This is a genomic window from Limnoglobus roseus (assembly GCF_008254045.1).
GTDB classification, from domain to species: Bacteria; Planctomycetota; Planctomycetia; order Gemmatales; family Gemmataceae; genus Limnoglobus; species Limnoglobus roseus.
Map to the genome: position 1 here is coordinate 7,450,149 of NZ_CP042425.1, position 16,345 is coordinate 7,466,493.

Consider the following 16,345-nt stretch of genomic DNA (forward strand, 5'->3'; position numbering starts at 1 on the left):
ATTGGCCCGGTGCAGTCTCGACGACCACACTGGCGGATTCGGGTTGCGGGATCGGCCACAAGACAGGTAGTCTGAATCGCTCTTGGCAAAAGTCGCGAGATGGGCAAAATAGAGCCTGTGCAGGACGGCCTTCCAGGAATCGGACCGGAGTCACGGAATGGACGAGATTCGGATCCTCTTGGAACTGATCGACGACAATCACCTCGCCAAGAACCACCTGCCCGGCGTCTTCCACATCTTGATCGGGCGGCGGATCAGTAAAGCAGACGGCACCGTGATTTCGACGGGTCTGACGTGGCGGCAACTCGCCGGCGTTTTGAAGGTCGCAAAGTTCGACAAGAAACTCGTCAACGAACTCGGCACCGACCCGGACGACCTGGCCCCGCGGGACCGTGAGAAGATGTGGTACCTCGCCATCGGGCTGGCCCGCGTCGATTCCGTGAACGCGATCCAACAGGCGGACCAACTCGTGCCTCTCCTGAAGCAGCACGGTTACATCATCGGCCCTTCGCCCACGACGGTCAACGCCGCGTCCGCAACCGCGCCGCCAAAGAGAAAGAAGTAACGCGAGATCGGACGGCACCCATCATCGGCGGTTACGATTGCGGAGCCACTGCTCTACGATCTTCCGCTGTCGACCTCACCACCAGTCATCGAACAGCGTTGAGGGGTCTGCGAACAAAATTGGCTGGAGCGTGGCCGACACCCACACGATTGGCTGCGCCGTCGAGGAGCCAACAGACGGCGGGTTGAGAAGTCCCAGGATCAGGAAGGTTCCCGATCCATCTTCGTCCGGCGGCGGCGGTGGGGGCGGTGGTGGGACCGTCGGGGGCAACGAAGGCGGGTCGAGCAAGATGGGCCCGATCGGGTCCGACACGAGGGCGTATCGCGCCCGCACGCCGAACGTCGAGAGGGCTTCCCCGGTTCGAGTTGCCGCCACGAAGCGGACCGTGTACCGACCGGGGTTTAATAGTACGGCCTGCCCGCTCATCTCGCCCCCGATGGCCGTCAGCGTCAGGACCGGCTGGTTGTTCGGGTCGAAAACCGTCATCTGAACGGCGGCGTTCGCACTCCCGGTGCCGGTCACGTCGAAATACGTCGACTGGGACCGCGTCACGTCCAGCGAGATAAACGCCTGGTTCGTTGCCCCCCGGAGGGTCACGTCCGCGAAGGTGGTCAGTTGGATCGCCTGAGTGCGGAAGTCGGCCGCGAACTGGTAGTCGCCTTTTGCGGTCGTCGGATTGGTCCAATCGGCCGCGCGGACCCGGACGTGGTAGCTCGTGTTCTTCTGCGCGTTCTGGAACTGGACGGTGTAACGCCCGCGGGCGTCTTCCAGAACTTCCGTGGGAACGCGCCGAAAGTAGCTGTCGAAAACGTCGATCGTCGGGTCCAGTTGGCTGCCCGCCGTGGCCCAGGTGGTCGCCACAAACACGGAAGGCGTATCGGACCCGGTCCGCACGGTGTAGAAATCACTGTCGAGCTGGTAGTCGATTGCGGCGCGGCCCACGAAATCCCAACGAGCGTCGGTACTCGGCCCGGCGGTGCCCAGGTCGGTGGTACTCCAGAAGTAGTTATTGGCCAGAAGTCCGCCGGTCTCGCTCCGGCCGGAAATCGTCCCGCCCGATGTCGTGAACAGCACGGGCGCGGCGGCCATCACGGCCGCGTGGGCTTCTTTGCCGACCGCGAGTTTGTAGCCGCCGACCCCGAAGACGCTGGCATCGGCCGCCTCGACCTTGACCCGGTACGTCGCGTCGTCTTTCACGCCGTTGAACTGCAGGTCGAACGGTTGACCCGGCGCGGGCGGCACCGCGAGGGAGCTTTGGAGCAGCCTTCCGGTCGAATCGTAGACACTGACCTTCGCCCGAAGTTGGCTCACGCCGTCGGTGCGGAGCGAGACCGTGAACCCCGTCGAGTACCTCGGGTTCCTGACGCTGTAGTAGTCCACGTCCGACGCGGTCGTCAGGTCGCCAGCCGCGACCAGCGGTCGGGAACCGCTCGTGCCGTCAGTGCCGGCGAGCTGTGCGGTCGCGTCAGAGACGAACGCCAGTTCGCTCGCGGACCAGTACGTTTCGTTCGCGTGCGCCAGGTCGAGCGCGTCGGCGGTACGGGTTCCGTAGAGTTTGCGAATCTCGACCACGTCCGACGGGGCGAGACCCGTGCGGGCGGTGGAGTAGTGCGTGTACATCGCCGAGTCGAGATCGGGGCTGTTGTCGAGGCCGAGGGCGTGCCCAGTCTCCTGGAGCGCCACGGTGTAAACATCGTACCGGTCCGCGGCCGCCGCCTCGCCGAACGGCTTGTTACTGTTGAAGACGATCTCCCCGCCCCAATTGCTGAACAGGTTGAACGGGTTGCCGATCGCGATGACATCGTCCGAGAGCGGCCGCGCAGAGATGCGGAGGTCGCCGACCCTCGGATTCCCCTGCACCGGCCCAGGTTGCCCGAGCGGTTGGCCGTTATCGGGGACGATGTTGAAGTCGATGTTGACCTGCGACGCCCACGACTGGAGGGCGCGGCTGATCGCCTGCTGCCACGTGGCGGTTGGTAACTGTGCGTCGAGCGTGCGGAACAGGTCCGAGGGCTGGCCGCCCACGTCCGTCCCGTCGGGGACGAAACTGAGCGTCAGGTGGCCCGGGTCCGGCCAGGGGTTGCCGAAGAGAGTGGGAACGGTCCGGTCTTCCAACGATTCAACGCGGAGGGGATTCGATCGTTTCATGGAGAGTACGACCAAAGATTGTGAAATATCAAGGGAGAGGGGTAACACAGTTCAATCGCGAACCCACCGACGATCCCGCCACGGCGTTTAGTGGTTTTCCTTCGAAACCTCAGCAGTGGGTCGAAATTCGGCGACGAGGGCGGAAAATTCCGTTCGGCCTCGTATCGCGTCGAGGTCGTGGTCGCCGTCGAGGGCGGTGAAATCGCGGAACCCCGCGGTGAACGCCGCAGCCAGTAGGCGCAGGGCTTCGCGGCGGTCTTCGGAGTGGTCCTTCGATGTGATCGCGTAAACGCCGGCGAGTTGGTACAGCGTGAAGGGAGACGTGTCCCGGCGAAGGCTTTCAGTGGCATCCCGCTGCGCCTCCTTCCGCTTGCCGAGTCGCGCCAGGAGAACGGCCCGGCCGGCGCGGGCCGGCACGAAGGAGGGATATGTCTCCACAGCTTTGTCGAGGGTTTTGACAGCCTCCGCGTCGCGATGAAGGTACGTGGAAAGGACGTGTGACTTGTTCTGGTAAGCCGTCAGCGACCGCGGGTTCAACACGGCCGCTTGTTCAAAATCCGCGAGGGCATTCTTCGGTTCGGCGGGCAGGTACGCCACGCCGCGGGCGAGGTAATCGCTCTCGTCGGCCGGGGGCGTTGCCAGGCCCTTGGCCCGGTCGGCGGCCGCACCGGCCGCGTCGTTCAACTTCGCCCGCACTTGCGACCGCAGGAAGAACAGTCGGGTTCGCGGCGTGTGGAGTTCTTCCGCCCCGTTGTAATCCGCCAGAGCCTTCGCGAACGATCCCATCCGTTGGTGGAGCGTGCCGCGGGTGAAGTACGCATCGGCCCAGTCCGGGGCCAAGCGAACGGCTTCATCAAGGTCTGCGAGGGCGCGGCCGTGTTCCCCACGCCGGAGGTAAATGATGCCGCGGTTCAAGTGAGGCCAGGGGAAGTCCTTCCGCAGCGCGGTACACGCCCGGTAGCACTCCAGGGCTTCCGCGTCCCGCCCGAGGGCGTCGTAGGTGTAGCCGAGGGCGAAGGTGGACGCGAGGTGCTGCGGGTCGAGCCGGCACGCCATCTCAAGCGGGCCGACCGCCTCGGCCCACCGGCCCGTGATCGCTTGCCCCACGCCTTCCAGGTACGCATCGTTCGGACCGGCGTCGCGCGCCGACGCCAGCGCGTCCCGGAGTTGCCGTGCCTCTTCGGCGTGTCCTAACTGCCCCGCAAGTTCGGCCCGCTCGCGCCCCAGAACGGCCGGGACGGCGGACGGCGGGAAACAGTCTTGTGCGCGGCCGAGGAAGTGGAACGCACCGGCCCGGTCGCCACCCCTTTCAGCGGTGCGAGCCAGCAGAAAGAGGGCTTCGCCCACCTCCGCCCGTAAGGCTTCACGATCCGCCACGCCCAGGCGGCTGACCGCGGTCTCTTCTTCCCATTTCGAATTGTCCAACACGGCATAGCGGCCGAGCGCGTCCCGGACGCGGGCGGTTCCGGCCGACTGAGTGGCCGGGTCGCCGGCGCAGGCGGTTAACAACACCCGCGCCGTCTGAAGGTCTTTCCGGAAAGCGGCGTGCAGAGCGGTGGCTTCGGCTGTTTCGCGGGCCTCCTGAACGGCCGTCGCACTCGCCAGAGCATTCACTTCGGCGTGCCGACGAGCACGGTCGTGCTTGAAAACCGCAGCCCCCAACCCCAGGGCCACGACAACCGCCAACGACAACCCGACGGTCGGCACCGCGCGGGGGTTCCGCCACGACCACTTTTGGGCACGCTCGACCAGCGACGGCTCCGAGATGTGCAAAAGAGGCAGGTGCGCCAGGTGGCGGTCCAGGTCTTCCTGAAGGTGGCGGGCCGATTGGTAGCGGTCGGCCGGGTTCGGCTCCAGCAACCGGAGGACGACGGCGTTCACCGCCGCACTCGCGTCGGGATTCCAACTGCGGAGGGAAAGCGGGCGGGACTGTCGCAGAACCTGAAGGGCCTCAACGGGATTGCCGCTGCCGGATCCCACGGGCGACGGGTGGCGGGCGGAGAGGAGTTCGTAGAAGATCAGCCCGAGCGCGTACAAGTCACTCCGGGCGTCGATGGGTTGACTTCGATCCCCGGTGAACGCCCGCAGGTGTTCCGGGGCCATGTACATCAGCGTCCCGCCGACGCGGCCGGAGCCTCCGCCCGAACCGTCGTCGGCCAGATTGAAGTCGAGGAGCATCGGTTGGCCGTCGTCGGCCAAGAGGACGTTCTCCGGCTTCAAGTCGCGGTGGAGGATGCCGCGCGAGTGGGCGTGGGCCAACCCGTCGGCCAAGCGGGCCATGATCCAGACGACGGCCTCGCCGTACGGTAAGTCGGCGAGCATCTCCCGCGTCGGGGCGGGGGCGACGGTCGCGATGATCGGACTTCGGTCCGGCACCGCGGGTTGTCGGGGTGAATCGACTTCCGTCGCGGTCACGCTCGCCCGCAAGGTGCTGATCAGTTCCCGGCCCGAGGTGGGAAGCTCTTTGAGACCCCGAACGGAATCGAGTACCTGCCTCAGCGTGGTCCGCCCGTAGTACGGCATGCACACGGCCTGAAGCGGGCCGAACTGATGGGCCGACAAAATGGGGACGATGTTGGTGTGCTGAAGCCGAGCCAGGTTCTGCGCTTCCCGGTTCGGCTGGGCCATGACCTTGAGCGCCACGGGCCGGTCGGAGAGTGCCCGCTGGTGCGCCAAGAACACGCGGCCGAAGGTTCCCGTTCCCAACACCTCTCGGAGTTGAAATCCGTGGAACAGTTCGCCGGCGTCGGGGAGGACCGGGCGGTCGGGCGGGGCAATTGCTTTCTGACCCGCGGCCCCGGAAATACGTTCCCCCGCCGGCATCGGCGTAAGTTCGACGAACCCGGTCCCCGCGAGCGTCGGAAACTGCGCACGCAGCCTCCGGTCTTCGAACTCGATGGCCCCGGCCAGGTCGGGCCGTGCGAACACGGCCGGGAAGCGGTGTCGGAAGTCCGTCACCTGGAGGGGGCGCCCGCGGGCCCAACTCAGTTCGAGGCTGACGCGAATGAGTTCGCACAAGGTCGGGAGGTAGTCGGGATCGTCTTCCGACGGGAGGAAGCGGACCACGTCCACCGACGCCCCCGCCTCCCACGCGGCTTCGAACGCTTCGATCCGCCTCTCGACCCCGGTCGCACCGGGTGCATTCACGGTTGCCGCGTTAGTCATACCCGACCCCGAGTTGTGTCAGCCGGTCGCGAGAACTCTGAAGGTTTCTCTCGACCGTGCGCCGGGAGCGCCCGAGTTTCTGAGCAATTTCTGGAACGGAGTACGCCGCGAGGCGGAGTTCCACCACCTCCCGTTCGGGTGGCGGCAGGTACTCGATCACGTCGCGGACGGTTGCCGCAAGGGCCGGATCGGCCGATGCGGTGGCCGAGTTCGATGCCGCGGACGTGTTCGCCCGCGGGAGGACTCGCTTGGCGGCGACGGCCTTCCGGGCGTGACTGCGAAGTTTGTTCAAGACGACCGTAACGAGCAACGCCCACAAGTCGGAACCGTCGGGCACGTGATAGTGGCCCTGATCTGCTCCCGCCAGGAAAGTGCGAAAGGCCGATTGGAGGACGTCATCCGCGTCGGATAATCGGTCCGGGTGCCGCCGGCCGACGATCTCCCGCAACCGGTCTGCGTAACGTTGGTAGAGTTCCCCGGCCGCCCCTCGATCACCGTGCTGAATGAGGTCGAGGAGGCCGTCGTCGGACGGCCCGACCGCTCTGTCATGAGGAGGTCTGTCGGTGAGAGATTCCACGGGCCTGCCCGAACCCAAGTTCCCGATCGCAATTAATCCAAGAAAGTCGCTAATGATCAGAGGCTAGAACCGAACGGAACGGAGAGAGGGAAATTTAAGCGGGCAGATAACGAATATCGAAAGGAAAGATCCTGCACCGCATCACTTCTTCTACCCGAGTCGAAAAGCGGCCAGAAATCCGAGGCTCCATGTTCGAATGGAACACATTGCCGGACCTAAATTCAGGAGCATGGCGCATTACGCCGATGGGACAAGCGGGCGACAAGAGGGTGAGGATACGGACGGCTCTGCCTGGAGAAATGAGTGCGGCCGGCGTTGTCACCGGCCGCTTGGCCCATGCTCGTCGGAACGGCCCTCGAAGCGGCTATCGAATCGAGGTCATGCCTATTTCTTCTCTTTGCTCTCCAGATCACCCGCCTGGATGATGAGGAGTTTTTTCTGCTCGACGAGCTTGTCGAACGCTCGCTTCACGTCGCCGGGTTGGAGGGACTCGATCTTCTTCTCCATCTCGGCGTAGTACTCAAACGTCCGCCCGGCGAAGAGCGAGGTCGCCAGTTGACGGGCCAACGCCGCGTCGCTCGCCCGCTGGCCCTTCTCCGACTGGATGTACGCCCGCTTCGCGTCCTCCAACTCGGACGCGCTGACGCCGTCCTTGAGAAACTTCGCGATCTCTTCCGCGATGGCCGCATCGACCTTCGCCATGTTCTTCGGGTTCGTGATCGCGAAGATCATGAACTGTCCCGACTTGTCCACCGGCGACGCATTTACCATCGACCCGACGCCGTAAGACAGCCCGTCCTTGCCCCGCACGCGGTTGCTTAGCCGTGAGGCCAACGGGGCCGCGCCCAACAGGTAGTTGCCAACGCTCAGCGCCGGATAATCCGGATCGGTGTCAATCAGGGGCATCGACAAGGCGGCCAGGTACACGGCGTTCGCCTTGTCCGGCGTGTTGATCTTCTCGGTACCGCCGGGCGTATCCTGCGGCAGCCGCTGAATCCGCTTGAAGCCCGTGTCACTCTTCCAGCCCTTGAGGATGGCGGTCACGCCGGCGACCGCCGTGCCCTCGTCGAAGTCGCCGACGATCGCCAGCTCGCCGACAGTCCCGCCGATTTGCTTGATGTACAACTCCTTCACCTGTTCCACCGTCACGGCCTTCGTCCGGTCGATCGCCTCGGTCAGCGTGGGGGCGTACCGCACGTCGTCGGCCGGGTACGCCGTCAGTTTCCGCCGCAGCGCGTAGCTGGCCAACACCTGCGGTTCAGTCTTGCCCTCTTCCAACGACTCCACCTGCTGCCGCTTGAGGACGTCGAACTCCTTTGCCTCGAACGCCGGATTCCGCAGCACGTCGCCGAGCAGCTGCAGTACGGCCGGCAAGTTCGCCTTCTTCGCCTGGATCGTCACGGCCATCTGGCCGAGGGTTGAGGTAATGCTGACCGTCGCGTTCAGCTTCTCGAAATCGTCCTTGATCTGTTGTCGAGTCTTCGTGGTCGTCCCCCGCGTGAGCATCGGGCCGACGAAGTCGCAGGCGGTCACTTGCCCCTTCAGCGATTCCTCGTTGCCGAAGCGGAGGGTGAGCGTGAGGTTCACCGTCTCGCCGCGGGTCTTCTTGGCCAGGGCGGCGTACTTCACCCCGTCGCCGGCCGTGCCGCGCTTGACCCGCTTCTCAACGTTCTCCGGAGTCGGGTCGAACGCTTCGCCGGCCGCCATCGCCTGCCGGCCCTTGTAGTTCTCGACGAGGCTCGCGACGGCCGGGGCCGCCGGGACGGTCGCCCGCTCCGGGCCGGCCGTCGGCACGTACACGCCGATGGTTCGGTTGGACCGGATCAGGTACTCCTTCGCTACGCGGTTCACGTCCGCGGCGGTCACCTTCTCGGTGCGGTCGCGGTGGACGAAGAACAGCCGCCAGTCGCCGGCCCCGGCCCACTCGCTGATCTGCACGGCGAACGATTGACTGTTCGAAAGCGCCCGCTCGCGGTAGAGGGCCGCCTTCTGCTTCGTCCGCTCGACTTCCTCGGCCGTGACCGGGTTCGTTGCCAGGTTTTCCAGCGTCGCGACGAGCGCGTCGCGGGCCGCCTCGGTCTTGGCGGGTTCGCAAGTCGCGGTGATCTCCAGTAGCGACGGGTCGTGCCAGGCGAAGACGTTGCCGTTCACGTCCGTCGCCAGTTTGCTTTCCACGAGAGCCTTGTAAACGCGGCCGTTTGGGGCCGCCGTGAGGACGTCTTCCAGCACCTCGACGGCTGCGAAATCGGCGTGCGGACCGGCGGGAACGTGATACGCCACGCCGGTCGCCCCGACGGTGCCGACGCGCCGCAGGGTGACGATTCGTTCGCCGTCCTGCGGCGGTTCCTCGGTGTAGGTCGTCGGGATCGGCGTGGCCGGGTTCTTCAGCGGCCCGAAGTGCGTGGACACCAGCCCGAGCGCCTTCGCGGCGTCGAACTTGCCCGCCACGATGAGCATTGCGTTATCGGGGCGGTAGTACTTTTTGTAGAAGGCTTGCAGGTTGTCGATGGGAACCCGCTCGATGTCGGTCTTGTTGCCAATGGTGCTCTTGCCGTAGTTGTGCCACTCGAACGCGGTCGCCGCGATCCGCTGGCTGAGGATGCGGGTCGGGCTGTTCTCGCCGCTCTCGAATTCGTTGCGGACGACCGTGAACTCGCTCATCAAGTCTTCCCGCTTGATGAAGCTCCGCACGAGGCGGTCGGCTTCCAGTTCAATGCCGAACTCCAGATTGTCGTCGGTCGCCGGCATCGTCTCGAAGTAGTTCGTGCGGTCCACCCAGGTGGTGCCGTTAAAGTTCGCACCGTGATCGCGGAGGGCCTTCGGCACGTCCGGGAACTTCGGGCAGCCCTTGAACACCATGTGTTCGAGCAGGTGGGCCATGCCGGTTTCGCCGTACCCCTCGTGCCGGCTGCCGACGAAGATCGTGCAGTTGACCGTCACCTTCGGCTGGCTCGCGTCGGGCAAGAGGAGGACGCGCAGGCCGTTGGCGAGCTTGTACTCGGACACGCCCTCGACGGTGGTGACGAACGTCACGCCGGCGGGCAGTTTGGTTTCCTGGGCCACCAGCGGCGACGCCGCGAGGGCCAACGAGATTCCGACAACCAGTCGGCGACAAACGAATGACATGAGTTCACTCCTGACGATCACAGTTGCGAGTGGTGTATGGACATTCGCCGTTTCGGGAAGCGAGGGAACCGCGAGGCTCGATGTGCCGGCCGGAGTGGTTGAAGGGACGGCCGCCGAGTGATACACTCAGGCGAACGAAATCCCGCCGCCCTGCCCCTCTGCTCGTATGACGCCACTCTTTCTCGCGATCCTGTTTGCCCCCGTGCCCGGATCGGCTGTCGGTGCGGTGGATTTCGACGCACAGATCGCGCCCCTGTTCGCCCGGCATTGCAGCGCGTGCCACGGGGCGACCAAGCAAAAAGGCGGCCTCCGCCTCGACCGCAAAGCCGACGCGATCCGGGGTGGCGATTCGGGGCCGGCCATCACCCCGCACAAGCCCGCCGAGAGTTTGCTCCTTAAAAAAGCCCGGAACGGCGACCCCGCCGAGCGAATGCCCCCGACCGGGCCGGCACTCACCGACGAGCAAATCCAACTCCTCACCCGGTGGATCGAAGCCGGGGCACCCTGGCCGGATGCAAAAGAGGCCGCGGCGGGGTCCGATCACTGGTCGTTCCAGCCCTTGAACCGGCCGCCCGTGCCCCTCCCGAAACGCCCCAATCCGGTCGATCACTTCCTCGAATCGCGGTTGCAAACCCTCGGGCTGACGTTCAACCCGCCGGCGGACCGCCGCACGCTGATCCGCCGACTCAAGTTCGACCTCCTCGGCCTGCCCCCGACGCCCACGGAAGTCGACGCCTTCCGGAACGACCCGACCGCGGACGCTTACGAAAAGTTGGTGGACCGCTACCTCGCCTCGCCCCAGTACGGCGAGCGGTGGGCAAGGCACTGGCTCGACGTGGTGCGGTTCGCCGAGAGTCACGGCTTCGAGATGAACCAACCGCGGCCCAACGCCTGGCCGTACCGCGACTGGGTCATCAAGAGCCTCAACGACGACAAGCCCTACGACCGGTTCGCGTTCGAGCAGTTGGCCGGCGACACGGTCGGGGCCGACGCCGCGACGGGCTTCCTGGTGGCCGGCGCGTCCGATCAGGTGACCAGCCCGGACCCGGTCCTGACCGCCCAGCAGCGAGCCGACGAACTGCACGACATGGTCGCCACCACGGGGTCGGCCTTCCTCGGCCTGACGGTCGGGTGTGCCCGGTGCCACGCGCACAAGTTCGACCCGATCTCTCAGGTGGACTACTACCGGGTCAAGGCCGTGTTCGCCGGCGTGCGGCACGGAGACCGCGAAGTGAAAAGCCCTGAACGGGCCGGTCGTGCAAAACAGGTCGCGCAAATCCGGGCCGAGATCGCGGACACGACCCGCCGGCTCGAAGACCTGGAACCGCTGGCCGACCCCGCGGCGACGGACGCCCGGCGATCGCCGGTGAACGCCCGCGTCAACGTGGAGCGGTTTCAACCCATCCGGGCCAAGTTCGTGCGATTCGTCGTGTTCGCCACGAACAGTGCGGAGCCGTGCCTCGACGAGTTGGAGATTTTCTCGACCGGGCCGGACGTGAAGAACGTCGCCCTCGCATCGTTCGGGGCCACGCTACGGTCGGCCGGGAACTATCCCGCTTCGGACCGTCACCGCCTAGAGCACCTCAACGACGGCAAGTACGGCAACGGCCGCAGTTGGATCAGCGGTCAACCCGGTCGCGGCCGGGTGACGGTCGAACTCGCCGAGCCAACAGAGATCGACCGCGTCGTCTGGGGCCGTGACCGCGAGGAACAATTCTCCGACCGCCTGGCCACTCGCTACCGCATCGACACCTCGACCGACGGCGAGAGGTGGACCGTGGTCGCCTCGTCCGACGACCGCGAGCCGATGGGAAGCGGTTCGCCCGCGCCGCCGGGCTTGAACGATCGCGACCGCAAAGAGTGGACGGCTCTCAGCCGGCAACTCCGCGACTTGCGAGCCGGGCTCGCGGACCTGCTGCGGGCCGAGCGGGTGTACGCCGGGCGGCTCACGACCCCGGAACCGACGTACCGCCTCCACCGCGGCGACGCGACGGCGAAGCGCGAACTCGTCAGCCCGGCCGCGCTCGCCGAGATCGGCTCGCCGCTCACGATGCCGGCAACGGCGCCCGACGCCGACCGCCGGGCGACGTTCGCCCGCTGGGTGATTGACCCGGCCAACCCGCTGACGCCGCGGGTGATCGTCAACCGCCTCTGGCAGCACCACTTCGGCACCGGCCTCGTGGACACGCCGAGTGACTTCGGTCGCAACGGGGCGAAGCCCACGCACCCCGAGTTGCTCGACTGGCTCGCGGCGGAACTGATCGAGCGCAAGTGGTCCCTCAAGCAGTTGCACCGCTTGATGGTCACGTCGACGGCGTACCGGCAGTCATCGGCGGCTTCCTCAGACGGCCTCGCGAAAGACGCTCAAGCCCGATTCCTGTGGCGGTACCCGCCGCAGCGGTTGGAGGCCGAGGCGATCCGCGATTCGATCCTGGCCGTCAGCGGCAAACTGGACCTGACGATGGGCGGGCCGGGCTTCGACCTGTTCGAGCCGAATTCGAACTACGTCCGCGTGTTCACGCCGAAGAAAACATTCGGCCCGGCCGAGTTCCGCCGCATGATCTATCAGATGAAGCCGCGGATGCAACTCGACGACACGTTCGGCGTCTTCGACTGCCCCGACGGCGGGCAGATCGCCCCGAAGCGGAACCGCTCGACAACGCCGTTGCAGTCACTCAACCTGCTGAACAGCACGTTCCTCCTGCAACAAGCCGGGTTCCTGGCCGAGCGGGTCGAGAAAGACGCCGGGGCGGAGCCGAACGCGAGAGTGAAGCGGGTGTTCACCCTCGCGTTCCAGCGGCCGCCGAGCGATCGCGAGTTTTCGGCGGCAGTCGCGCTCGTGAAGGATCACGGCCTACCAGCGTTGTGCCGGGCAGTGTTGAACGCGAATGAGTTCCTGTACCTCGATTGACGTGGGCGTTGACATGCTCTCCCCGACCGGCCGCTTGATGCTTGACCGCCGCCACTTCCTCGCTCACGCCGGTAGCGGGCTCGGCGGGATCGCGCTGGCCGCATTGCTCGCGGAACAAAACCTCCTCGCCAACGATGCCCGACCGCTGCGCCCAGAGGTCAAGCCCGACGCGCCACTGCTGCCCCGCCAGCCGCACTTCCCGGCGAAGGCGAAACGTGTACTGACGATCTTTTGTTCCGGGGCAGTCAGCCACCTCGATTCGTTCGACTACAAGCCGGAACTCGTGAAGCGGGACGGCCAACCCCTGCCGGGTGGTGAGAAACTCGTCACGTTCCAGGGGGCGAACGGCAACCTCGTGAAACCGATCTGGGCGTTCAAGCCCCGCGGCCAGAGCGGGAAGATGGTGTCCGATCTCTTCCCGACGCTGGCGGACCTGGCGGACGAGATGTGCTTCATCCACTCGATGACGGCCAAGAGCAACACCCACGGCCCCGCCGAGAACCAGATGAGCACCGGCTTCACTCTCGACGGATTCCCGAGCGCCGGGGCGTGGGTGAGTTACGCCCTCGGCAGCGAGTGCCGGGACCTGCCCGCGTTCGTCGCCATCCCCGACCCGCGGGGCGTGCCGCAAGTGGGGCCGAACAACTGGGGCAGCGCCTTCCTGCCGGCCGTCTTCCAGGGGACGGCGTTCACCGCCGACAAGCCGATCCCGAACCTCGCCCGGCCGGCCGGCATCGCAGCCGATGCCGACGCCGCCACGCGCGACTTCCTGAAGGTGCTCAACGACGAACACCTGCGAACCCGGCCCGGCGACTCGGAACTCGCCGCCCGGATCGCCAGCCACGAACTGGCCGCGAAGATGCAACTCCGCGCGTCCGAAGTGGCCGACTTGTCGAAGGAGCCGAAGACGGTCCACGAGGAGTACGGGACGAGGGACAAGAACAAGACGAAGGCCGGGTTCGCACGCAACTGCCTGCTCGCCCGGCGGCTCCTCGAACGCGACGTGCGGTTCGTGCAACTGTTCAACGGCTCATACGCGATGGGCGAAGGCGTCGGCAATTGGGATGGGCACCGCGAGTTGAAGAAGCAGTACGACGTCCACGCGCCGGTCTTCGATCAGCCGTGTGCCGCCCTGCTGAAAGACCTGAAGCGGTCGGGGTTATTGAAAGACACGCTCGTCGTGTGGGTGACAGAGTTCGGCCGGATGCCGACGTTCCAGAAGGGGGCGAGCGGCCGGGACCACAACCCGAAGGGGTTCACGGTCTGGCTGGTCGGGGCCGGCGTAAAGCGGGCGTTCAGCCACGGGGCGACCGACGAGTTCGGCCACCACGCCGTCGAGAACGTGGCCACGATCTACGACCTGCACGCGACGATCTTGCACCTCCTCGGCCTCGACCACGAGCGGCTGTCGTTCTACCACAACGGCATCGAACGCCGCCTCACCGATGTGCACGGCAAAGTCATCTCGAACGTCCTCGCCTGACGTTGGCTAATTCGCCCGCGTGACCTCTACGAGGCTATCGAAGAACGTCCCGCCGCCGCCGAAATCGGTGACGGCGGTGCTCGTCAGCGCGTTGGAGTTCTGCCCGTCCGGCGTGTACCGGCTCCACCAGACGCCGTGCGTGACAACGACGCCGGGCTTGACGCTGTCACCGACGCTCGCCCGTGCACGGAATCGGCCACGGTCGTTGAAGATCGTCACGGCGTCTCCATTCTCGATCAGGCGGACCGCAGCGTCGTCGGGGTGAAGGTTCACGGTCGGCTCGGCGGCCTGACGCCGGAGGTGGTCGACTTCCACGAAGGTCGAATTCAGGAACGCCGCATTCCGCGGCGTAATCATCTGGAGCGGGTACTTCGCCGCGAGTTGAGGCTGGGTTTGCGGTTCCTCGTGCGGCGGGATGTAGTGTGGCAAGGGGTCGCGGCCGGCCGCCTCTTCGTTCGGGTTAAAGAGATAGCACTTGCCGCTCGGCGTGCCGAAATTTCCTTGGGCGAACGGGGCCCAATCGGTCGGGAGGTTCAAACGAACCGGCTGGCCCTCACGCAACTGGTCGAAGGTGATTCCCGCGAATCCGCCGGAGTCCGTCAGGGCTTGTCGGCAGAGGTCCTCGTCGGAGGCTTCGAACAGTTCCCGCTCGAACCCCATCGCGGCGGCCAGGAGGCGGAAGATTTCCGTGTTCGGCTTTGCCTCTCCGGGCGGCGGGATCGCGGGCGGGTTGGCTTGCACGTACAGGTGGCCGTAGCTGCCCATGATGTCCCAGTGTTCCAGCTGGCAGGTCGCGGGCAACACGATGTCGGCTTCACGGGCCGTGTCGGTCAGGAAGTGTTCCAGCACGACCGTGAACAAGTCGTCCCGCCGAAAACCGGACACGACCCGCGATTGATCGGGGCACACGGTGGCGGGGTTCGTGTTGTAGACGACGAGGGCCTTCACCGGCGGCCCCGGCAGTTCGCCGTGCAGGGCTTCCGCAAGCTGCACCATATTGACCACGCGAGTCTTCGCCGGGATCAGGTCGGGCCGTTCGAGGGCGAACACGTCAAACGGGTATTGCCGACTCGTACTCAGGAACGCCCCCGCACCGGGGTAGCGCCAGTCGCCGGTGACGGCCGGCAGACAGACGACGGTTCGCACGGCCATCCCCCCGCCGCCGTGCCGTTGAAGGCCGTAGTTCAATCGGATCAAGGCGGGGCCACCGAACAGTTGCCGCGAACAGGCGTACTCCTTCGCGAACTGCTCGATCTCGGCGACGGAGAGGCCCGTGATCCGGGAGACCGTTTCTGGCGTGTACTCGTTTTGCGCCCGCTGCCGCAGGGCATCGGCCCCCAGGCAGTATTGATCGAGGTAGTCCTGATCCTGCCAGCCTTCGCGGAAGATGATGTGCATGACGCCGAGGGCGAGGGCCGCGTCGGTACCGGGGCGGATCGGCAGCCACCAGTCGGACTTCTCGGCCGTCGGCGAACGGTACGGGTCGATGGTTACGATCTTCGCGCCCCGCTTGCGGGCCTCGTGTTGGATCGCCCAAAAGTGCGGGTTGGTGGCGACGGTGTTCGATGCCCAGTTGACGATGTACCGGCAGTTCACGGCCTGTTCGGGTTCGACCGCCGCCCGAATACCGACGCCGAGGGTGATACCGCACCCGACGGAGCCGGCCGTGGAACAGATGGTGCGATCTAACAGGGATGCTCCGAGGCGGTGGAAGAATCGCCGGTCCAGGCTCGACCCCTGAATCTTGCCCATCGTGCCGGCGTAACTGTACGGCAACACGGCCTGTGGCCCGAACTCGCCGATGACCTGCTTCAACCGCCCGGCAATCGTGTCAATGGCTTCGTCCCAGGCGATTCGCTCGAAACGGCCACTCCCCTTCGGCCCGACCCGCTTCAGAGGATGGAGCAATCGCTCGGGGTGGTACACCCGTTCGAGGTAATGATTCACCTTGCGACAGAGGAAGCCCTGCGTGAACGGGTGGTCCGCATCGCCACGGAGTTTGACCGCCTTTTGTTGAACCGGATCGACCGTCACCACGAGACCGCACGCATCGGGGCAGTCGAGCGGACACACGGCCCGGACTTGCAAAAGTTCCTGTTGCATGGAAAACTTCACTCTCAGAAGGATTTTTGTCCATTCTCGGTACGGTCAGCACAGTTAATTGCCGTACAGTCGGAATAAAAGGAGTAAAAAATCACTTGTTGTTGCTTGCAGGTTGCTCTCGGCCAAGACAAGATTATCTACATTACAGGAAGTCTGTAACGATCTTCTCTCTTGTCAGAGTACCTGACATCACACTGGGTTCGCGTGCATGCCTGCCCCCGCGAGCGTAACGGATTATCTCGACTGTATCCGCAAAAGCGGATTGGT

The 16,345-nt window shown here is 65.5% G+C and carries 8 protein-coding genes; 3 read left to right on the top strand and 5 right to left on the bottom strand.

Features of this window, described 5'->3' with window-relative positions; all coding sequences use genetic code 11:
- The first annotated feature begins 157 nt into the window (after positions 1-157).
- Positions 158-565 (top strand): hypothetical protein, encoded by a 408-nt coding sequence (locus tag PX52LOC_RS32020; RefSeq protein WP_149113895.1) that lies wholly within the window; start codon positions 158-160, stop codon positions 563-565.
- A 75-nt stretch (positions 566-640) separates the two neighbouring features.
- Here PX52LOC_RS32020 and PX52LOC_RS32025 read toward each other — a convergent pair whose 3' ends face one another.
- The 4 genes from PX52LOC_RS32025 to PX52LOC_RS32040 form a co-directional block, all read right to left on the bottom strand.
- Positions 641-2,713 carry a matrixin family metalloprotease gene (locus PX52LOC_RS32025; RefSeq protein ID WP_149113896.1) on the bottom strand — a complete coding sequence of 691 codons (2,073 nt, stop codon included), beginning with the start codon at positions 2,711-2,713 and terminating at the stop codon, positions 641-643.
- An 87-nt stretch (positions 2,714-2,800) separates the two neighbouring features.
- On the bottom strand, positions 2,801-5,878 hold the full coding sequence (locus PX52LOC_RS32030; protein WP_149113897.1) for a serine/threonine-protein kinase: 3,078 nt from the start codon (positions 5,876-5,878) through the stop codon (positions 2,801-2,803).
- Positions 5,871-6,455, bottom strand: a complete 585-nt coding sequence (locus tag PX52LOC_RS32035; RefSeq protein WP_168219336.1) for an RNA polymerase sigma factor — start codon at positions 6,453-6,455, stop codon at positions 5,871-5,873. The genes PX52LOC_RS32030 and PX52LOC_RS32035 overlap by 8 nt, the downstream gene beginning before the upstream one ends.
- Positions 6,456-6,839: 384 nt before the next feature.
- Positions 6,840-9,581 (bottom strand): M16 family metallopeptidase, encoded by a 2,742-nt coding sequence (locus PX52LOC_RS32040; protein WP_149113899.1) that lies wholly within the window; start codon positions 9,579-9,581, stop codon positions 6,840-6,842.
- Between the two features lie 166 nt (positions 9,582-9,747).
- On the opposite strand from PX52LOC_RS32040, the gene PX52LOC_RS32045 reads away from it, so the two are divergent.
- Entirely contained in the window at positions 9,748-12,492 is a 2,745-nt protein-coding gene (locus PX52LOC_RS32045; protein ID WP_149113900.1) for a DUF1553 domain-containing protein, read from the top strand.
- A gap of 13 nt (positions 12,493-12,505) precedes the next feature.
- Positions 12,506-13,975: a DUF1501 domain-containing protein gene (locus PX52LOC_RS32050; protein WP_149113901.1), complete on the top strand. Its 1,470-nt coding sequence runs from the start codon at positions 12,506-12,508 to the stop codon at positions 13,973-13,975.
- A gap of 6 nt (positions 13,976-13,981) precedes the next feature.
- On the opposite strand, the gene PX52LOC_RS32055 is transcribed toward PX52LOC_RS32050, so the two are convergent.
- Positions 13,982-16,078, bottom strand: coding sequence for a molybdopterin-containing oxidoreductase family protein (locus PX52LOC_RS32055; protein WP_149113902.1), 2,097 nt, complete (start codon positions 16,076-16,078; stop codon positions 13,982-13,984).
- Positions 16,079-16,345: the final 267 nt, after the last annotated feature.